The sequence below is a fragment of the Simplicispira hankyongi genome (genome assembly GCF_003570885.1).
GTDB lineage: Bacteria > Pseudomonadota > Gammaproteobacteria > Burkholderiales > Burkholderiaceae_C > Simplicispira > Simplicispira hankyongi.
In genome coordinates, this window is sequence record NZ_QXJC01000001.1 from 260,625 (window position 1) to 276,054 (window position 15,430).

The 15,430-nt window shown below is 66.2% G+C and carries 9 protein-coding genes; 5 read left to right on the forward strand and 4 right to left on the reverse strand.

Going from position 1 to position 15,430, the window contains the following annotated elements; translation table 11 throughout:
- Window positions 1-81: 81 nt before the first annotated feature.
- A complete protein-coding gene (locus tag D3F03_RS01165; protein ID WP_119107540.1) occupies window positions 82-2,715 on the reverse strand; it encodes a [protein-PII] uridylyltransferase in 2,634 nt (877 codons plus the stop codon).
- A gap of 45 nt (window positions 2,716-2,760) precedes the next feature.
- A complete protein-coding gene (gene map / locus D3F03_RS01170; RefSeq protein WP_119107541.1) occupies window positions 2,761-3,576 on the reverse strand; it encodes a type I methionyl aminopeptidase in 816 nt (271 codons plus the stop codon).
- A 170-nt stretch (window positions 3,577-3,746) separates the two neighbouring features.
- On the opposite strand from map, the gene purL reads away from it, so the two are divergent.
- From purL to egtB, 5 genes are all read left to right on the forward strand, one after another.
- Window positions 3,747-7,790 carry a phosphoribosylformylglycinamidine synthase gene (gene purL / locus D3F03_RS01175; RefSeq protein WP_119107542.1) on the forward strand — a complete coding sequence of 1,348 codons (4,044 nt, stop codon included), beginning with the start codon at window positions 3,747-3,749 and terminating at the stop codon, window positions 7,788-7,790.
- A gap of 114 nt (window positions 7,791-7,904) precedes the next feature.
- The gene (locus D3F03_RS01180) at window positions 7,905-8,891 is read left to right on the forward strand and encodes a DUF808 domain-containing protein (RefSeq protein WP_119107543.1); all 987 of its coding nucleotides are present in this window, start codon (window positions 7,905-7,907) and stop codon (window positions 8,889-8,891) included.
- 108 nt (window positions 8,892-8,999) lie between these two features.
- Window positions 9,000-9,590, forward strand: coding sequence for an OmpW/AlkL family protein (locus tag D3F03_RS01185; RefSeq protein ID WP_119107544.1), 591 nt, complete (start codon window positions 9,000-9,002; stop codon window positions 9,588-9,590).
- A gap of 146 nt (window positions 9,591-9,736) precedes the next feature.
- On the forward strand, window positions 9,737-10,654 hold the full coding sequence (egtD, locus tag D3F03_RS01190) for an L-histidine N(alpha)-methyltransferase (RefSeq protein WP_119107545.1): 918 nt from the start codon (window positions 9,737-9,739) through the stop codon (window positions 10,652-10,654).
- 13 nt (window positions 10,655-10,667) lie between these two features.
- Window positions 10,668-11,927: an ergothioneine biosynthesis protein EgtB gene (gene egtB, locus D3F03_RS01195; RefSeq protein WP_245960458.1), complete on the forward strand. Its 1,260-nt coding sequence runs from the start codon at window positions 10,668-10,670 to the stop codon at window positions 11,925-11,927.
- Between the two features lie 59 nt (window positions 11,928-11,986).
- Here egtB and D3F03_RS01200 read toward each other — a convergent pair whose 3' ends face one another.
- Both D3F03_RS01200 and D3F03_RS01205 read right to left on the reverse strand, forming a co-directional pair.
- Entirely contained in the window at window positions 11,987-13,903 is a 1,917-nt protein-coding gene (locus tag D3F03_RS01200; protein ID WP_147414686.1) for a diguanylate cyclase, read from the reverse strand.
- A 156-nt stretch (window positions 13,904-14,059) separates the two neighbouring features.
- Window positions 14,060-15,343, reverse strand: coding sequence for an O-acetylhomoserine aminocarboxypropyltransferase/cysteine synthase family protein (locus tag D3F03_RS01205; RefSeq protein ID WP_119107548.1), 1,284 nt, complete (start codon window positions 15,341-15,343; stop codon window positions 14,060-14,062).
- Between the last annotated feature and the right edge of the window lie 87 nt (window positions 15,344-15,430).

Consider the following 15,430-nt stretch of genomic DNA (forward strand, 5'->3'; position numbering starts at 1 on the left):
ATAATTGGAAAAATAGCCGCTAGCGCTTGTGCATAAAGCCTAAGCAGCTATCAAAAACATAGTTTTCAAGGTGTTGCGCGCTCAGGTGCCATCGCCAGCCAGGGCTTGCAGAAGTTCCGTTTCGATGCGGATCTGCGCTGCGTTGTTCTGCAGCTCGGAGCCTTGCACCAGAAATGTGTCTTCCACCCGTTCGCCGAGCGTGCTGATCTTGGCCAGCTGTACGCTGAGCTGGTGGCGCGCCAGCACACGGGCAATGCAGTACAGCAAACCAGAGCGGTCACTGGCGGAGACGCCCAGCAGCCAGCGCTGGGCCTTTTCGTCCGGGCGCAACGTGACCCGTGGTGCCATGGGGAAATGGCGCACCCGGCGTGAGACGCGCTTGCGCCCTGGCTCGGGCAGGGGGCTCGCATCTTGCAAGGCATGCATCAAGCCGCTTTCCACCAGGTGGGTGAGCTCGCGGTAGTGGCCTGGCAGGGCGTCGCTCACCACCTGAAAGGTGTCGAGCGCATAGCCGTTGCGCGTGGTGTGAATGCGCGCATCGAGGATGGAGAACCCCGCCTGGTCGAAATAGCCGCAGATGCGGGCAAACAAATCGTTCTGGTCGGCGGTGTAGACCAGGACCTGCAGGCCTTCGCCCGCTGGCGACTGGCGCGCGCTGACGACGGGCTTGCTGCTCCCCACGTGGCGCGAGAGATGCCGCGTATGCCAGGCGATATCGGCGGCCTCGTGGCGCATGAAATAGCCCACATCCAGTGTCGCCCAGAGCGCCTTGTGCGCGTCGAACGGCAAAGCGCTCAGTGCCAGCAGCACCAGGGCATCGCGCTTGCGGGCCTCGACTTCGGCTGCGGCATCGGGCGCCCGCCCGCCCAGGACGCGCAGCGTGGCGCGGTACAGGTCTTCCAGGAGCTTGCCCTTCCACGCGTTCCAGACCTTGGGACTGGTGCCGCGGATGTCGGCCACGGTGAGCAGGTAGAGCGCGGTGAGGTAGCGTTCGTTGCCTACGCGCTGCGCAAAGGCGCCGATGACATCGGGGTCGCTCAGGTCTTCCTTTTGCGCCACGCGGCTCATGGTGAGGTGCTCGCGCACGAGGAACTCGATCAAACGCGCATCCGCCCGGTCGACCGCGTGCTGGCGGCAAAAGCGCCGCACCGCCACGGCGCCGATCTGCGAGTGGTCGCCGCCGCGCCCCTTGCCGATGTCGTGGAACAACGCGGCGATGTAGAGCACCCAGGGCTTGTCCCAGCCAGCGGCAAGCTGTGAGCAAAACGGGTACTCATGTGCGTGCTCGGCCATGAAGAAGCGCCGCACATTGCGCAGCACCATCAGGATGTGCTGGTCCACGGTGTAGACGTGGAACAGGTCGTGCTGCATCTGCCCCACGATGCGCCGAAATGGCCAGAGGTAGCGCCCCAGCACCGAGGTCTGGTTCATCAGACGCATGGCGTGGGTGATGCCCGACGGCTGCTGCAGGATGCGCAAAAAGGCCGCGCGATTCACCGGGTCGTCGCGAAACGCACTGTTCATCACGCTGCGCGCGCCGTACAGCGCCCGCAGCGTACGCGCCGAGAGGTTTTGCAGGGCCGACGACGACTGGAACAGCAAGAAGGTTTCGAGGATGGCGTGCGGGTCGCGCTGGTACAGATCGTCGCTTGCCACCTCGATCATTCCGCCCTTGTCCAGAAAGCGCTCGTCGATGGGTTGCGGTGGCGTCTGCGGCGGATTGAGCCGGTCTTCGATATCGAGCAGCAGGATCTGCGTGAGCTGCGTGACCGCCTTGGCGGCCCAGTAGTAGCGCCGCATCAGGGTCTCACTCGCGCGCATGGGCAGGCGCGAGCCGCCCTCGGACACGCTGCGGTAACCGAAGGCTTCGGCCACGGTGGCTTGCAGGTCAAACACCAGCCGGTCTTCGTGCCGCCCGGCAATGGCGTGCAGGCGTGCACGGATCAGCAGCAGCACCGCCTCGTTGCGCTCGAGCTGGTGCATTTCATAGGACGTGGCCAGGCCGCTGGCTCCCAGCGCGCGCCAACCCTGGCCCAGGCCCGCGGCGTCCGCCACCCACAAAATGGTCTGCAGGTCGCGCAGCCCGCCGGGCGACTCCTTGACGTTGGGTTCCAGCGCGTAGGCGGTGTTTTCGTACTTGTTGTGGCGCTGGCGCATCTCCAGCGTCTTGGCCGTGAGAAAGGCGCGTGGGTCGATGGACGCACGAAATTCCTGCTCGAAGCGCCCGAACAGCGCTGCGCTGCCGCAGACGCGCCGCGCCTCCAGAAGCGAGGTCTGCACCGTCACGTCGCCGGCCGCCTCCTGCAGGCATTCCTCCACCGAGCGCACGCTCGAACCGATTTCCAGCCCCGCATCCCAGCAGTTGCGGATGAAGTCTTCCACGCGGGCCCGGGTGTCGGTACAGAGCGCCGCGTGCGAGCCATCTGGCAGCAGCACCAGCACGTCCACATCCGAATACGGCAGCAGTTGCCCGCGGCCAAAGCCGCCCACCGCCAGCAGCGCCAGACCTGGGGGCAGGGCGCTGGCCTCCCACAGAGCGTGCAGCAAGGTATCGGCCAGCCGGGTGAATTTGCGCAGCAGTCCGTGGACGCCGCGCGCCGTGGGCAGCGGTGCGAGCAGTGTGGCCACCAGCGCCGCCTTGTCGCGCCGATAAGCCTCGCGCAGAGCCGGCAGGTTCGGTGTGGTGGGTGCGGGAGGAGGAGGCGTCAGTTGCATGCGGCGAGTGAAGCAAGAAGCGTGCACAGGCCGCTCCCGAGCACTTCAGGTGGTGGTGGCCGTGACGAAATCGGGCAGCGCCGGCGAACCGGCCGAGAGCGTCATCACCTCGTAGCCGGTGGGGGTGACGAGAATCGTGTGCTCCCACTGGGCCGAGAGGCTGTGGTCCTTGGTGACGATGGTCCAGCCGTCGTTGCCGAATTCCTTGATGTCGCGCCGGCCGGCGTTGATCATGGGCTCGATGGTGAAGACCATGCCGGGCTCCAGCTTCTCCAGCGTGCCCGGGCGCCCATAGTGCAGGACCTGGGGCTCTTCGTGGAAGCGCTTGCCGATGCCGTGGCCGCAGAACTCGCGTACCACCGAGAAGCCCTGCCCTTCGGCGAACTTCTGGATGGTGTGGCCGATGTCGCCCAGGTGGGCGCCAGGTTTGACCTGCAGGATGCCATGCCACATGGCTTCATAGGTGATGGCCGAGAGGCGCTTGGCGGCAATCGAGCACTCGCCTATCAAATACATGCGGCTGTTGTCGCCGTACCAGCCCTCTGGCGTGATGACGGTGACGTCCACGTTGACGATATCGCCCTTCTTCAAAGGCTTGTCGTTCGGAATGCCGTGGCAGACCACGTGGTTGACCGAGGTGCACAGCGAGGCCGGGTAGGGTGGGTAGCCGGGCGGCTGGTAGCCAATAGTGGCCGAGATGGTGCCTTGCTCCTGCATGCAGGCGGCAGCGATTTCGTCGATTCGGCGCGTTGTGATGCCAGGCTGGATGTGCGGCGCAATGGCGTCCAGCACTTCGGACGCGAGGCGGCAGGCGACGCGCATGCCGGCAATGTCCTCGGCGCTTTTGATGGTGATGCTCATGGGCCAAATTATCCCATTGGGCCTTTTTTTGCGCTGAGTGCGGGTTTTGTCGTCCCAGCCAGCGCGTACCGACACCCCCTTTAAAATAGCCAGCTTTGGCGCCTGCAGATCGCAGTGCGCCGGAGCTGCCCGGCTCGCCCCGTCTTTCTTCCCATCAGAACGCTGCCACCGTGACTCTGCACCTGACCCTACTTGTGGGCGGCAACGCCCTGAGCCCTTTCCGTGCGCGCCAGTTGTTGCCGCAACTCCAGGGCATTGAGCCGCGCATAGATGCGGTGCGCGCACGCTACGTGCATTGGGTGGCGACACCCGGCGAACCCACCCCGGCGCAGGCGCAGCAACTCGCGGCGCTGCTGACCTATGGCGAGCCGTTCGAAGGCGGTGACGCCGGACAGGCCATCGTCGTGGCGCCGCGCCTGGGCACCGTCTCGCCCTGGGCCTCCAAGGCCAGCGACATTGCCCACAATTGTGGGCTGGACGTGCGCCGCATCGAGCGCGTGACCGAATACCGCATCACGTTGCGCTCGGGCCTGCTGGGCGGCACGAAGTCGCTGGACGCCGGCCAGATCGCCCAGGTGGGCGCGCTGCTGCACGACCGCATGACCGAATCGTGGTTCACCGACCTGGACGCGGCGCGCGCGCTGTTCACCGAGCTGCCCGCGCAGCCGATGGCGCAGGTGGACGTGCTGGCTGGTGGCCGTGCTGCATTGGAGGCCGCCAACACGCAATGGGGCCTGGCGCTGGCGGCCGACGAAATCGACTATTTGGTGCAGGCCTTCACCACCTTGGGGCGCAACCCGACGGATGTCGAGCTGATGATGTTTGCGCAGGCCAACAGCGAGCATTGCCGCCACAAAATCTTCAACGCCCAGTTCACCATCGACGGCGCACCGCAGGATCAGACCCTGTTTGGCATGATCCGCCACACCCACAAGACGAATCCCCAGCACACGGTGGTGGCGTATTCGGACAACGCCTCGGTCATGGAAGGCGGCGTCGTCGAGAAATTTCAAGCCAAATCAGCCTCCAGCGCAGGTGGGACTAGCGCGACCAGCTATGAAAAAGAGAGTGTTCTGCGGCATGTGCTGATGAAGGTGGAGACGCACAACCACCCCACGGCCATCTCGCCCTTCCCTGGTGCCTCGACTGGCGCTGGCGGCGAGATTCGGGACGAAGGCGCCACCGGGCGCGGCTCCAAGCCCAAGGCGGGGCTGACGGGGTTCACGGTGTCCAAGCTCTGGGGCGGCCTGTCGGATGCGGCAGGCGGCAAGCCCGACCACATTGCCAACCCTTTGCAGATCATGACCGAGGGGCCGCTGGGCGGCGCGGCCTTCAACAACGAGTTTGGCCGGCCCAACCTGCTGGGGTACTTCCGTGAGTACGAAGCCGAAGTCGCCGGCGTGCAGCGCGGCTACCACAAGCCCATCATGATTGCCGGCGGTCTGGGCAGCATTGACGGCGCGCTGACGCAGAAAATCGCATTCCCGGCCGGCTCGCTGCTGGTGCAGCTCGGCGGCCCCGGCATGCGCATTGGCATGGGCGGCAGCGCTGCGAGCTCCATGGCCACCGGCCAGAACGCCGCTGAACTCGATTTTGATTCGGTGCAGCGCGGCAACCCCGAGATCGAGCGGCGCGCACAAGAGGTCATCAACCACTGCGCCGCGCTGGGCGCAGGCAACCCGATTCTGGCGATCCACGATGTGGGCGCGGGCGGGCTCTCCAACGCCTTCCCGGAGCTGGTGAACGACGCGGGGCGCGGCGCGCGCTTTGACTTGTCCGCCGTGCCCCTGGAAGAAACGGGCATGGCGCCGCGCGAAATCTGGTGCAACGAGAGCCAGGAGCGCTACGTGCTGGCTATTGCACCCGAGTCGCTCGCGCAGTTCGAGGCCTTTTGCGAGCGCGAGCGCTGCCCCTTTGCCGTGGTCGGCGTGACCACCGAGGCGCGCGAACTGGTGGTGGGCGCTGGCGTGCCGCTGGCGCCCGGCGCCGCCTTGCCCGAGGCCGCGCAAGCCGTCCACATGCCCATGGATGTGTTGCTCGGCAAGCCGCCCAAGATGCACCGCGACGTGACCCGCGTGCCGCGCACCGCCCAGCCGCTGAACGCCACCGGCGTGGCGCTCCAACAGGCCGCGCTCGATGTGCTGAGCCACCCGACGGTGGCGTCCAAGCGCTTTCTTATCACCATTGGCGACCGCACCGTGGGCGGCCTCACGCACCGCGACCAGATGGTCGGCCCCTGGCAGGTGCCGGTGGCGGACTGCGCCGTCACCCTGGCCGATTACGCCGGTTTCGCCGGCGAAGCCATGGCGCTGGGCGAGCGCACGCCCATTGCCTCCCTCGACGCGCCGGCCTCGGGCCGCATGGCGGTGGCCGAAGCCATCACCAACCTGCTGGCCGCGCCCATCGATCTGGCCCGCGTCAAACTGTCAGCCAACTGGATGGCGGCGTGCGGCGAACCGGGCGAAGACGCCGCGCTGTACGATACGGTGCGCGCTGTGGGGCTGGAGCTGTGCCCTGCGCTGGGCGTTTCCATCCCCGTGGGCAAGGACAGCCTGTCGATGCGCACGCAGTGGACGCATGAGGGTGAGGCGAAAAAAGTCGTCTCGCCGGTCAGCCTGATCGTCACCGCCTTTGCCACCTTGCCCGATGTGCGCGGCACGCTCACGCCGCAGCTCGCGCGGGACGTGGACAGCACGCTGATCCTCATCGACCTGGGCAAGGGCCAGGCGCGCATGGGCGGCAGCATCCTCGCGCAGACCCTGGGCCAGAGCGGCGGCGCCGTGCCCGACCTGGACGATGCGCAAGACCTGAAGAACCTCGTCGCCGCGGTGAATGCCCTGCGCGCCGAGGGAAAAATTCTCGCCTACCACGACCGCAGCGATGGTGGCCTCTTCGCCGCCGCCTTTGAAATGGCGATTGCCGGGCAGGTGGGCGTGGCGCTCAACATCGACATGCTGCTCACCGAAGGCGACGGCGTGAACGACAGCCGCATGGAAGCGGGCGACGCCAAGAACTGGGCGCAGCAGATGAGCGTGCGGCGCGATGAGCTGGCGCTCAAGGCGCTGTTCAACGAAGAACTGGGCGTGCTGCTGCAGGTGGCGGCCCCCAGCCGCGACGCGGTGCTGCAAACCCTGCGCGCGCACGGCCTCTCGCGCTTCTCGCACGTGGTGGGAAGTACCCGGCCCGAGCATTCGACCATCGATGTCGGCAAAAACAAGCTCAGCGTCTGGCGCGACACGCGCGAGGTCTTCTCGGCCAGCCTGCACGACCTGCACCAGGTCTGGGACAGCGTGAGCTGGAAGATCTGCCAGCAGCGCGACAACCCCGACTGCGCTGACGCCGAACATGCCAGCCGTGGTTTGGCCAGCGACCCGGGTCTGCACGTTCAGCTCACGTTCGATCCGAGCGAGGATGTTGCCGCGCCCTTTGTGCATGGCGCGCGCCCACGCGTGGCCGTGCTGCGCGAGCAGGGCGTGAACTCGCATGTGGAAATGGCCTACGCCTTCACCCAAGCCGGCTTCGAGGCGGTCGACGTGCACATGACCGACCTGCAAGCCGGCCGCGCCGACCTGCAAGACTTTGCCGGCCTGGTGGCCTGCGGGGGTTTCAGCTACGGCGACACGCTGGGCGCCGGCATTGGCTGGGCGCGGTCGATTACCTTCAACCCGCGCCTGGCCGACCAGTTCGCCGCCTTCTTCGCACGCGGCGACACCTTTGGCCTGGGCGTGTGCAACGGCTGCCAGATGTTTGCCGAACTGGCCGACATCATCCCCGGTGCAGCGCACTGGCCGCGCTTCACCACCAACCAGAGCGAGCGCTTCGAGGCGCGCCTGTCGTTGGTGGAGGTGCTCGAATCCCCCAGCCTGTTCTTCGCCGGCATGGCCGGCAGCCGCCTGCCGATTGCCGTGGCGCATGGCGAGGGCTATGCCAACTTTGCGCAGCGCGGCGACGCGTCCCAGGCCATCGCCGCCATGCGCTTTGTCGACCACCACGGCGCGGAGACCGAGCAGTACCCCTTCAACCCCAACGGCAGCGCCGGTGGCCTCACGGCGGTGACCACGGCGGACGGGCGCTTCACGGCCATGATGCCGCACCCGGAGCGGGTGTTCCGCAACGTGCAGATGAGCTGGACGGACCTGGCGGTCACCGGCGGCCTGGACGCCGCCAGCCCATGGATGCGCCTGTGGCGCAACGCGCGGCGCTGGGTGGGTTGAGCGCCTTTTAGCCGATTCACTATTAAAAATATAGCTACCAGCGCATGTCCTACATGCGCTGGAGGCGTATTTTTATCAAAATCTCTGACCTTCACCTGACCCACAAGGATTCCCATGGCCGGAGCCAGTCTGCTGACGCTGCTTGACGATATCGCCACCATCCTCGACGACGTGGCGCTGATGACCAAGGTGGCCGCCAAGAAGAGCGCGGTCATTGCCGACGACGTGGGCGTGATGACCAAGGTGGCGGCACAAAAGACGGCTGGCGTGCTGGGCGACGACCTGGCGCTCAACGCCCAGCAGGTCGGTGGTGTGCGCGCCGAGCGCGAGATTCCCGTGGTCTGGGCCGTGGCCAAGGGCTCGTTCCTCAACAAGCTGATCCTGGTGCCGCTGGCGCTGGCCATCAGCGCCTTTGCGTCCTGGGCTGTGACGCCGCTGCTCATGGTCGGCGGCGCCTTTCTTTGCTACGAAGGTTTCGAGAAAGTTGCCCACCGCCTGCTGCACAGCCGCCAGCAGGACAAGGTTGAGCACGAAGGCCATGTCCGCGCCAACGCCGATCCCCAGATCGATCTGGTGGCGTACGAGAAAGACAAGGTCAAGGGCGCGGTGCGCACCGACTTCATCCTCTCCGCCGAAATCGTCACCATTGCCTTGGGCACCGTGGCGACTGCGCCGTTTGGCCAGCGCCTGGCGGTGCTTTCGGCCATTGCCGTGGTGATGACGGTGGGCGTCTATGGCCTGGTGGCGGGCATCGTCAAGCTCGATGACCTGGGGCTGTGGCTCAGCCGCAAGTCCAGCAGTGCCGCCCGCAGCCTGGGCGATGCCATCGTGCGCGTCGCGCCCTGGCTGATGAAGGGCCTGACGGTGGTGGGCACGGCGGCCATGTTTCTGGTGGGCGGCGGCATTCTGGTGCACGGCGTGCACGCCGTGGCCGAGGCCATCGACGCGTTGGCTGCGCGCACGGTCATCGGACCGCTGGGCCATGTGTGGGCAACGCTGGCCGCACAACTGCTCAACGCCGGCGTGGGCGTGCTTGCGGGCGCGGTGGTGCTGGCGGTGGTGGCGCTGATCCAGCGGCTGCGCCCACCGCGCCGCGCTTGAGCCGTTCGCTAGGGAAAACCCGTGCATTTGATGTGAAGCAGTATTAGCCCTACAAAAAATAGGCTTAATTCCAGTACGGGAATACCCCGTGCCACCTTCGAATTGAGCATGAAAAAGAATCTTCTCGCAGCGGCCGCTCTGTGCGCCCTGGCCTGCGGCTCGGCCTTTGCCCAGCAGGCCGAAGGCCCCTGGATGGTGCGCGTGCGCGCCCTGCATCTGGACAGTGCCAACAAGGACAGTACCGGTCTGAACCTGTCGGTGAATAACAAATGGATGCCCGACATCGACGTCAGCTACTTCTTCAACCAGAACCTGGCCGCTGAGCTGGTGCTCTCGGTGCCGCAAAAGCACACCCTGAGCTCGGGCGATACCGCCATCGGTTCGCTCAAGCACCTGCCGCCGACGCTGATGCTGCAGTACCACCACGACCTGGGCGGTTTCAAGCCCTACGTGGGGGCGGGCTTGAACTACACGCGTTTCAGCAGCGTGCATGCCCCCGCGGGCGTGGACATCGATCGCAACAGCTTCGGCGCGGCGCTGCAAGTGGGGGTGGACATTCCATTGCAAAACAACCTGTACCTCAACCTGGACCTGAAGAAGGTCTACATCGGTACCGATGTAAGTGCGGGCGGCGTCAAGGTCGGAACCTTCAAGGTCGATCCGGTGCTGTTGGGCGTCGGCGTGGGCTGGCGCTTTTAACGAAGGGCCAGCGCTGCGCAAAAGGGCCGGTCACTCCCGGCCCTTTTGTTGACTGGCACCAGGGGCCGCAGCGATGGCTTGCACGGCAGGAGACAGCGTGCCGTCACAATGGTTCGCCGATTCTGCCCACAAAGCCCTGCCTACCCATGTACGAGCCCCGCCACGCCGAGATCATCGAAGGCCTTACGCGCACGCCAGCCCGTATTTCGCCCAAGTACTTTTACGACGAGCGTGGCTCCAAGCTGTTTGAGGCCATCACGCAGTTGCCCGAGTACTACCCGACGCGCACCGAGCACGCCATTCTTGAGCAGTCTGGCCCGGAGATTGCCCGCGCCATTGGCAGCGGCTGCACCCTGATCGAGCCCGGCGCCGGCAGTTGCGCGAAGGCGGCGGTGCTCTGCGGGCTGATTGCGCCGCGCTGTTTTGTGGGTGTCGATATTTCGGCCGATTACCTCAGTGAAGCGGTGCAGCGGCTGGGGGCGCGCTTTCCGGCGATGGATGCGCGTGCGTTGGGGGGTGACATCACACGCGGCATCCATCTGCCAGACGATTTGCCGGCCGCGCCGCGCCTGGTGTTCTATCCGGGCTCGTCGATCGGCAATTTTGACCCGCCGAGTGCGCTCGCCTTGCTGCGGCAGATGCGCGCCTTGGCGCGGGACGATGGCGGCCTGCTGATCGGCATCGACCTGCCCAAGGATGTGGCCGTGCTCGAAGCAGCGTACGACGACGCGCAAGGCGTGACGGCGCAGTTCAACCGCAATGTGCTGGCGCATCTCAATCGCCTGATCGGCAGCGATTTCGAAACCGATGACTGGCGCCACCGCGCCTTCTTCAACCCCGAGGAGTCGCGCATCGAGATGCATCTGGAAGCTTGCGTTCCGGTTGATGTGCATTGGCCAGGCGGTGCGCGGGCCTTTGCAATGGGGGAGCGCATCCATACCGAAAACAGCTACAAATACTCGCTGGACCGCTTCTGCGACCTGTTGGCGCAGGCCGGCTTCGCCCGCGCACGCGCCTGGCAGGATGCGCGCGGGTGGTTTGCCGTGGTGCACGCCCAGCCCTGAAAGCGAAGCGCAAATGAACGATCTGCTCTCCCGTTTTGCGGCGGTGCGCCGCCACAGCCTGGCCTTGGCCGAGCCGCTGTCCGCCGAAGATTGCTGCGCGCAGTCCATGCCCGACGCCAGCCCGGTCAAATGGCACCTGGCGCACACCACCTGGTTTTTTGAAACCTTTGTGCTGGAGCCGAACGAGGCGGGTTTTCGCCCCTTCCATCCGGCGTTTCGGGTGTTGTTCAACTCCTATTACAACGGCGTGGGCGCCAGGCACCCGCGGCCGCAGCGCGGCCTGCTCACCCGGCCGGCACTCGTCGAGGTGCTCGCCTACCGTGCCAACGTGGACCAGCGCATGCAGGCTTTGCTGGCGCGGCAAGGGGGCAACGCAGCGCTACAGACCTTGGTGGAGTTGGGCCTGCAGCACGAGCAGCAGCACCAGGAATTGCTGCTGACGGATGTGCTGCACCTGCTCTCGTGCAATCCCATGGCCCCGGCCTACCGCGATGCACGCCCGCAGGCCGATGCACCGGCGGTTGCGCCCGCGCTCGACTGGGTGGAATGCGCTGGCGGCCTGGTGGAGGTGGGCCATACCGGCCCCGGTTTTTCCTTTGACAACGAGCTGCCGCGCCACGCCACCTACCTCGCGCCCTATGCCCTGGGTGCCCGGCTGGTGAACCAAGGCGAGTTCGCGGCCTTCATCGCCGATGGTGGCTACGCCAGGCCCGAGCTCTGGCTCGCCGAGGGCTGGGACTGGCTGGCGGCGCAGCACATCGCGCACCCCTTGTACTGGCGAGCGGCCGAGGAGGGCGGCTGGAACCGGTTTGGCCTGCACGGCGAGCAGCCGCTCACGCCACACGCCCCGGCGGCGCATCTGTCGTACTTTGAAGCCGATGCCTATGCGCGGTGGGCCGGCGCCCGCCTGCCCACCGAGGCCGAGTGGGAAGCGGCCGCCGCGCCCACCGTGCATCTAGCGCCTGCCTTGCTGGCCCATGCGGGTGCGCCTAGCCCTCGGATCGAGCCCCAGGCGGCAGCCGGCAACGGCCTTCGCGGGCTGTTTGGCGAAGTCTGGCAGTGGACGCAGTCGAGCTACGCGCCATACCCTGGCTTTCGCACCGCCGAAGGGGCGGTGGGCGAATACAACGGCAAGTTCATGGTCAACCAGTACGTGTTGCGCGGCAGCTCCTGCGCCACACCAGCCGGGCATGCGCGGCTCTCGTACCGCAATTTCTTCCCCACTACAGCTCGGTGGCAGTTCAGCGGGCTGCGCCTGGCGCGCGATGTGTGAAATGCTATTGATTCAAGAGCTATAAACGCTTTATAGATAAGCGCTATAGGCACTTTTTATCAAAATTCTTGTGGCGCAAGCACCATCCGGTTGCGCCCCGTCGTCTTGGCCTGGTACAGCGCCTGGTCGGCCGCGGCCACCAGGCTGTCGGGTGTTTTCCCGGATGACGCCACGGCGGCCGCCACGCCGGCGCACAGCGTGACGCAGCCGCTCGGCGTGGTGGGGTTCGGCAGCGCCAGGGCCGCCACGGCCTGCTGGACTTCCAGGACCAATGCCTGCATCTGCGCCGCCGTGGCGCCAGGGGAAACGATGGCGAATTCCTCACCGCCGTAGCGCGCCACCAGGTCGGTGCTGCGTGCCGCGCAATGCACCAGCGCCCCTGCCACGCTGCGCAGGCAGTCGTCGCCCGCCAGGTGGCCATAGTGGTCGTTGTAGGCCTTGAACCAATCGATATCGATCATGGCCAGCGCCAGCGGTTTGCCGCTGCGCTGCGAGCGCGCCCATTCGCTGGCCAGAGCCTCATCAAACCGGCGCCGGTTGGCGATGCCCGTCAGGCCATCGGTGCGGCTCAGGGCTTCGAGCCGGTGGTTGGCCGCTTCCAGGGCGATGGTGCGCTCGGCCACATGCGCCTCCAGGCGCTGCTCGTTGCTCTGCAGCGTGTCGATCAGGGCCTTCTGCGTGGCGAGCAATTCGGCCTGCATGGCCGCCCGCTCGCGCCGCATCTGGTTGAAGCGGTCGGCCAGGGCCAGCGCCAGCAGCAGCATTTCCAGCGCCGAGCCAAATTGCATGGCGTTCGCCGTGACGGCGTTGGTGGGCATGAGGCCCATGGCGCGCAAGCCATTGATGCCCGCGCCCAGGCCCAGCAGCGTGAAAGCACCCAGAAAGAAGTACGCGCTTCGCTGGCGCAGCCAGGCAGACCAGGCCGCCACCCCCAGCATGGTCACTATGGCCAGCACGTACAGCACGGCGGCGGCTTTGATCAGCGTCTGGCTCGTGACCAGAAACAGCAGGGGGCTCAGGTAAAAGAAGGCGACGAAGCCGCGCAGCCAGGGATCGAGCCGGGGCATCAGGCGGCTTGTTTCCACCATGCGCCGCAAAAACAGCATGCCGCCGGCAATTGCGAAGGAGTAGCCGAAGGAGGTGCACACGTCGGACCAAAGCGGCGATTCCAGCCGGAAAACCTCTTTCACCAGCCCGTTCTGCCCCGCGACCGCAAAGGCCATGGCGAGTGCAAAGCCGCAGTACAGCAGGTACAGCCCGTCCTTGAGCCGCACGAACAGCAGCAGGTTGTAGAGCACCATGGCGGCAGCCATGCCGAAGTACCAGGCTTGCGCCGCGTAGTCGCTGCGTTCGTAGGCGTGAAACGCAGCGGGCTCCCACAGCCGCACGGGCACGATGAAGGCCGTGGTGGACGCCACGCGCAGGTACAGCATCTGCTCGGTTCGCGCGGGCAGGGTGACGGGAAAGACGAAATTGCGGTTCAGGTAGCCGCGGCTCTCGAAAGGCGCCGTGGTGCCTGTTCGAATGGCGCGGTAGCCGCCCCCAGCCATGGGGACATAGACATCCAGGTGCGAGAGGCGCGCATAGGCCACTTCCAGCCACCGCTCTTGCGGTGCATCGCCGGTGTTGGACAGCCGCAGACGCAGCCACCAGGCTGAGGGCGTGATGCCAAAGTTCAACGCCTCGCCGGTATGGCGGCTGGGGGCGAAGCGGGCGGCCCATGCTGCAGAGCGCACCTGGTCGAAGCCGAGCGTGCCGGAAGGGTCTTCCAGCAGGTCGACCCAGGGGGTGAGGTTTGCGGGCGCCGGATGGGCCTGTGCCACGTCCAGCATTCTGTCCACGGGAGCGGCGGTAATGCCGCTGCCGGCGAGCGCTACGCAGGCACCGGCCAGCGCCAGCGCGGCCAGCAGCCAGCGCAGTGCGAACAAGGGACCAATCAGAAAGCGCCGACGCGTCACGGCACGAAGGGCGCTCAAGGCGCAGGGAGTGGTGGGGTGCCGATCATCGCAGGCTGCGGGCCACGCACTGTGCGCCCGCAGCCTGCATTTCGCTATATAAGGTAGAGCAGAAAAGCATTGCAGGCTGTGCGTCAGAGGCCAAAATCGTTCTGGTTTCCAACCTCACCACCAGGTTCAGACCTTGTCCAGCGCCTGCGCCAGATCGGCCTGCAGGTCGTCAATGTGCTCGATGCCGACCGACAGGCGCACCATGTTCTCGCTCACGCCGGCCTTTTCCATCTCGGCGGCGTCGAGCTGGCGGTGCGTGGTCGAGGCCGGGTGTGTGGCGAGCGACTTGGCATCGCCAATGTTCACCAGGCGCGTGAACAAATCGAGCGCGTCAAGGAAGCGTGCACCGGCGGCACGCGGGTCGGCGTCGCTGCCCTTGAGTCCGAAGGACAGAATGCCCGAGGCCCGCCCGCCCATCTGGCGCTGCGCCAGCGCGTGGTCGGGGTGGTCGGGCAGCCCGGCATAGCGCACCCATTCCACCTTGGGGTGGCTTTGCAGGAACTTGGCCAGCGCCAGGCTGTTGTCGCAGGTGCGGTCCATGCGCAGCGGCAGGGTTTCGATGCCTTGCAGCGTGAGCCAGGCGTTGAAGGGCGAGATGGCGGCGCCCATGTTGCGCAGCGGCACCACGCGGGCGCGGCCGATGTAGGCGGCAGCCCCCAGGGCTTCCGTGTAGACCACGCCGTGGTAGCTGACGTCGGGCTCGTTCAGGCGCTTGAAGCGGGCCTTGTGCTCTGCCCAGGGGAACTTGCCGCTGTCCACGATGATGCCGCCGATGCTGTTGCCGTGGCCGTTCATGTACTTGGTGAGCGCATGCACCACGATGTCGGCGCCGTGCTCGATGGGGCGGCACAAGTAGGGGCTGGGCACGGTGTTGTCGACGATGAGCGGCACGCCAGCGCCGTGCGCCACCTTGGCCAGCGCGGCGATGTCGGTCACGTTGCCCAGCGGGTTGCCGATGGACTCACAGAACACCGCCTTGGTGCGTGCGTCGATCAGCTTGGCAAAGCTGGCTGGGTCGCGCGGGTCGGCAAAGCGCACCTCGATGCCCTGCTGCGGGAAGGTGTGGGCGAACAGGTTGTAGGTGCCGCCATAGAGCGTGCTGGCCGAGACGATGTTGTCGCCCGCCTCGGCAATGGTCTGGATGGCCGCGGTGATCGCCGCCATGCCAGACGCCAGTGCCAGTGCCGCCACGCCGCCTTCGAGTGCAGCCACGCGCTGCTCCAGCACGTCGGTGGTCGGGTTCATGATGCGGGTGTAGATGTTGCCCGCCACCTTCAGATCGAACAGGTCGGCGCCGTGCTGTGCGTTGTCAAAAGCGTAGGCCGTGGTCTGGTAGAGCGGCACGGCGGCGGACTTGGTGGTCGGGTCGGGTGTATAGCCGGCGTGGACAGCAAGGGTTTCGATCTGCATGACTGGAGTCTCTCTGGAGGTGGTGGGGTGAACGGTGAACGCGCACGCGTCCGTGCGAGTCGGCATTTTGCACGCCCCGTACGGGCG

What these genes read in the sequence shown, in the direction of transcription:
- map (WP_119107541.1), bottom strand. Translation starts at nt 3,576, where the DNA reads ATGAGCATCACCATCAAAAGCGCCGAGGACATTGCCGGCATGCGCGTC.
- D3F03_RS01165 (WP_119107540.1), bottom strand. Translation starts at nt 2,715, where the DNA reads ATGCAACTGACGCCTCCTCCTCCCGCACCCACCACACCGAACCTGCCG.
- D3F03_RS01185 (WP_119107544.1), top strand. Translation starts at nt 9,000, where the DNA reads ATGAAAAAGAATCTTCTCGCAGCGGCCGCTCTGTGCGCCCTGGCCTGC.
- D3F03_RS01205 (WP_119107548.1), bottom strand. Translation starts at nt 15,343, where the DNA reads ATGCAGATCGAAACCCTTGCTGTCCACGCCGGCTATACACCCGACCCG.
- D3F03_RS01180 (WP_119107543.1), top strand. Translation starts at nt 7,905, where the DNA reads ATGGCCGGAGCCAGTCTGCTGACGCTGCTTGACGATATCGCCACCATC.
- egtB (WP_245960458.1), top strand. Translation starts at nt 10,668, where the DNA reads ATGAACGATCTGCTCTCCCGTTTTGCGGCGGTGCGCCGCCACAGCCTG.
- egtD (WP_119107545.1), top strand. Translation starts at nt 9,737, where the DNA reads ATGTACGAGCCCCGCCACGCCGAGATCATCGAAGGCCTTACGCGCACG.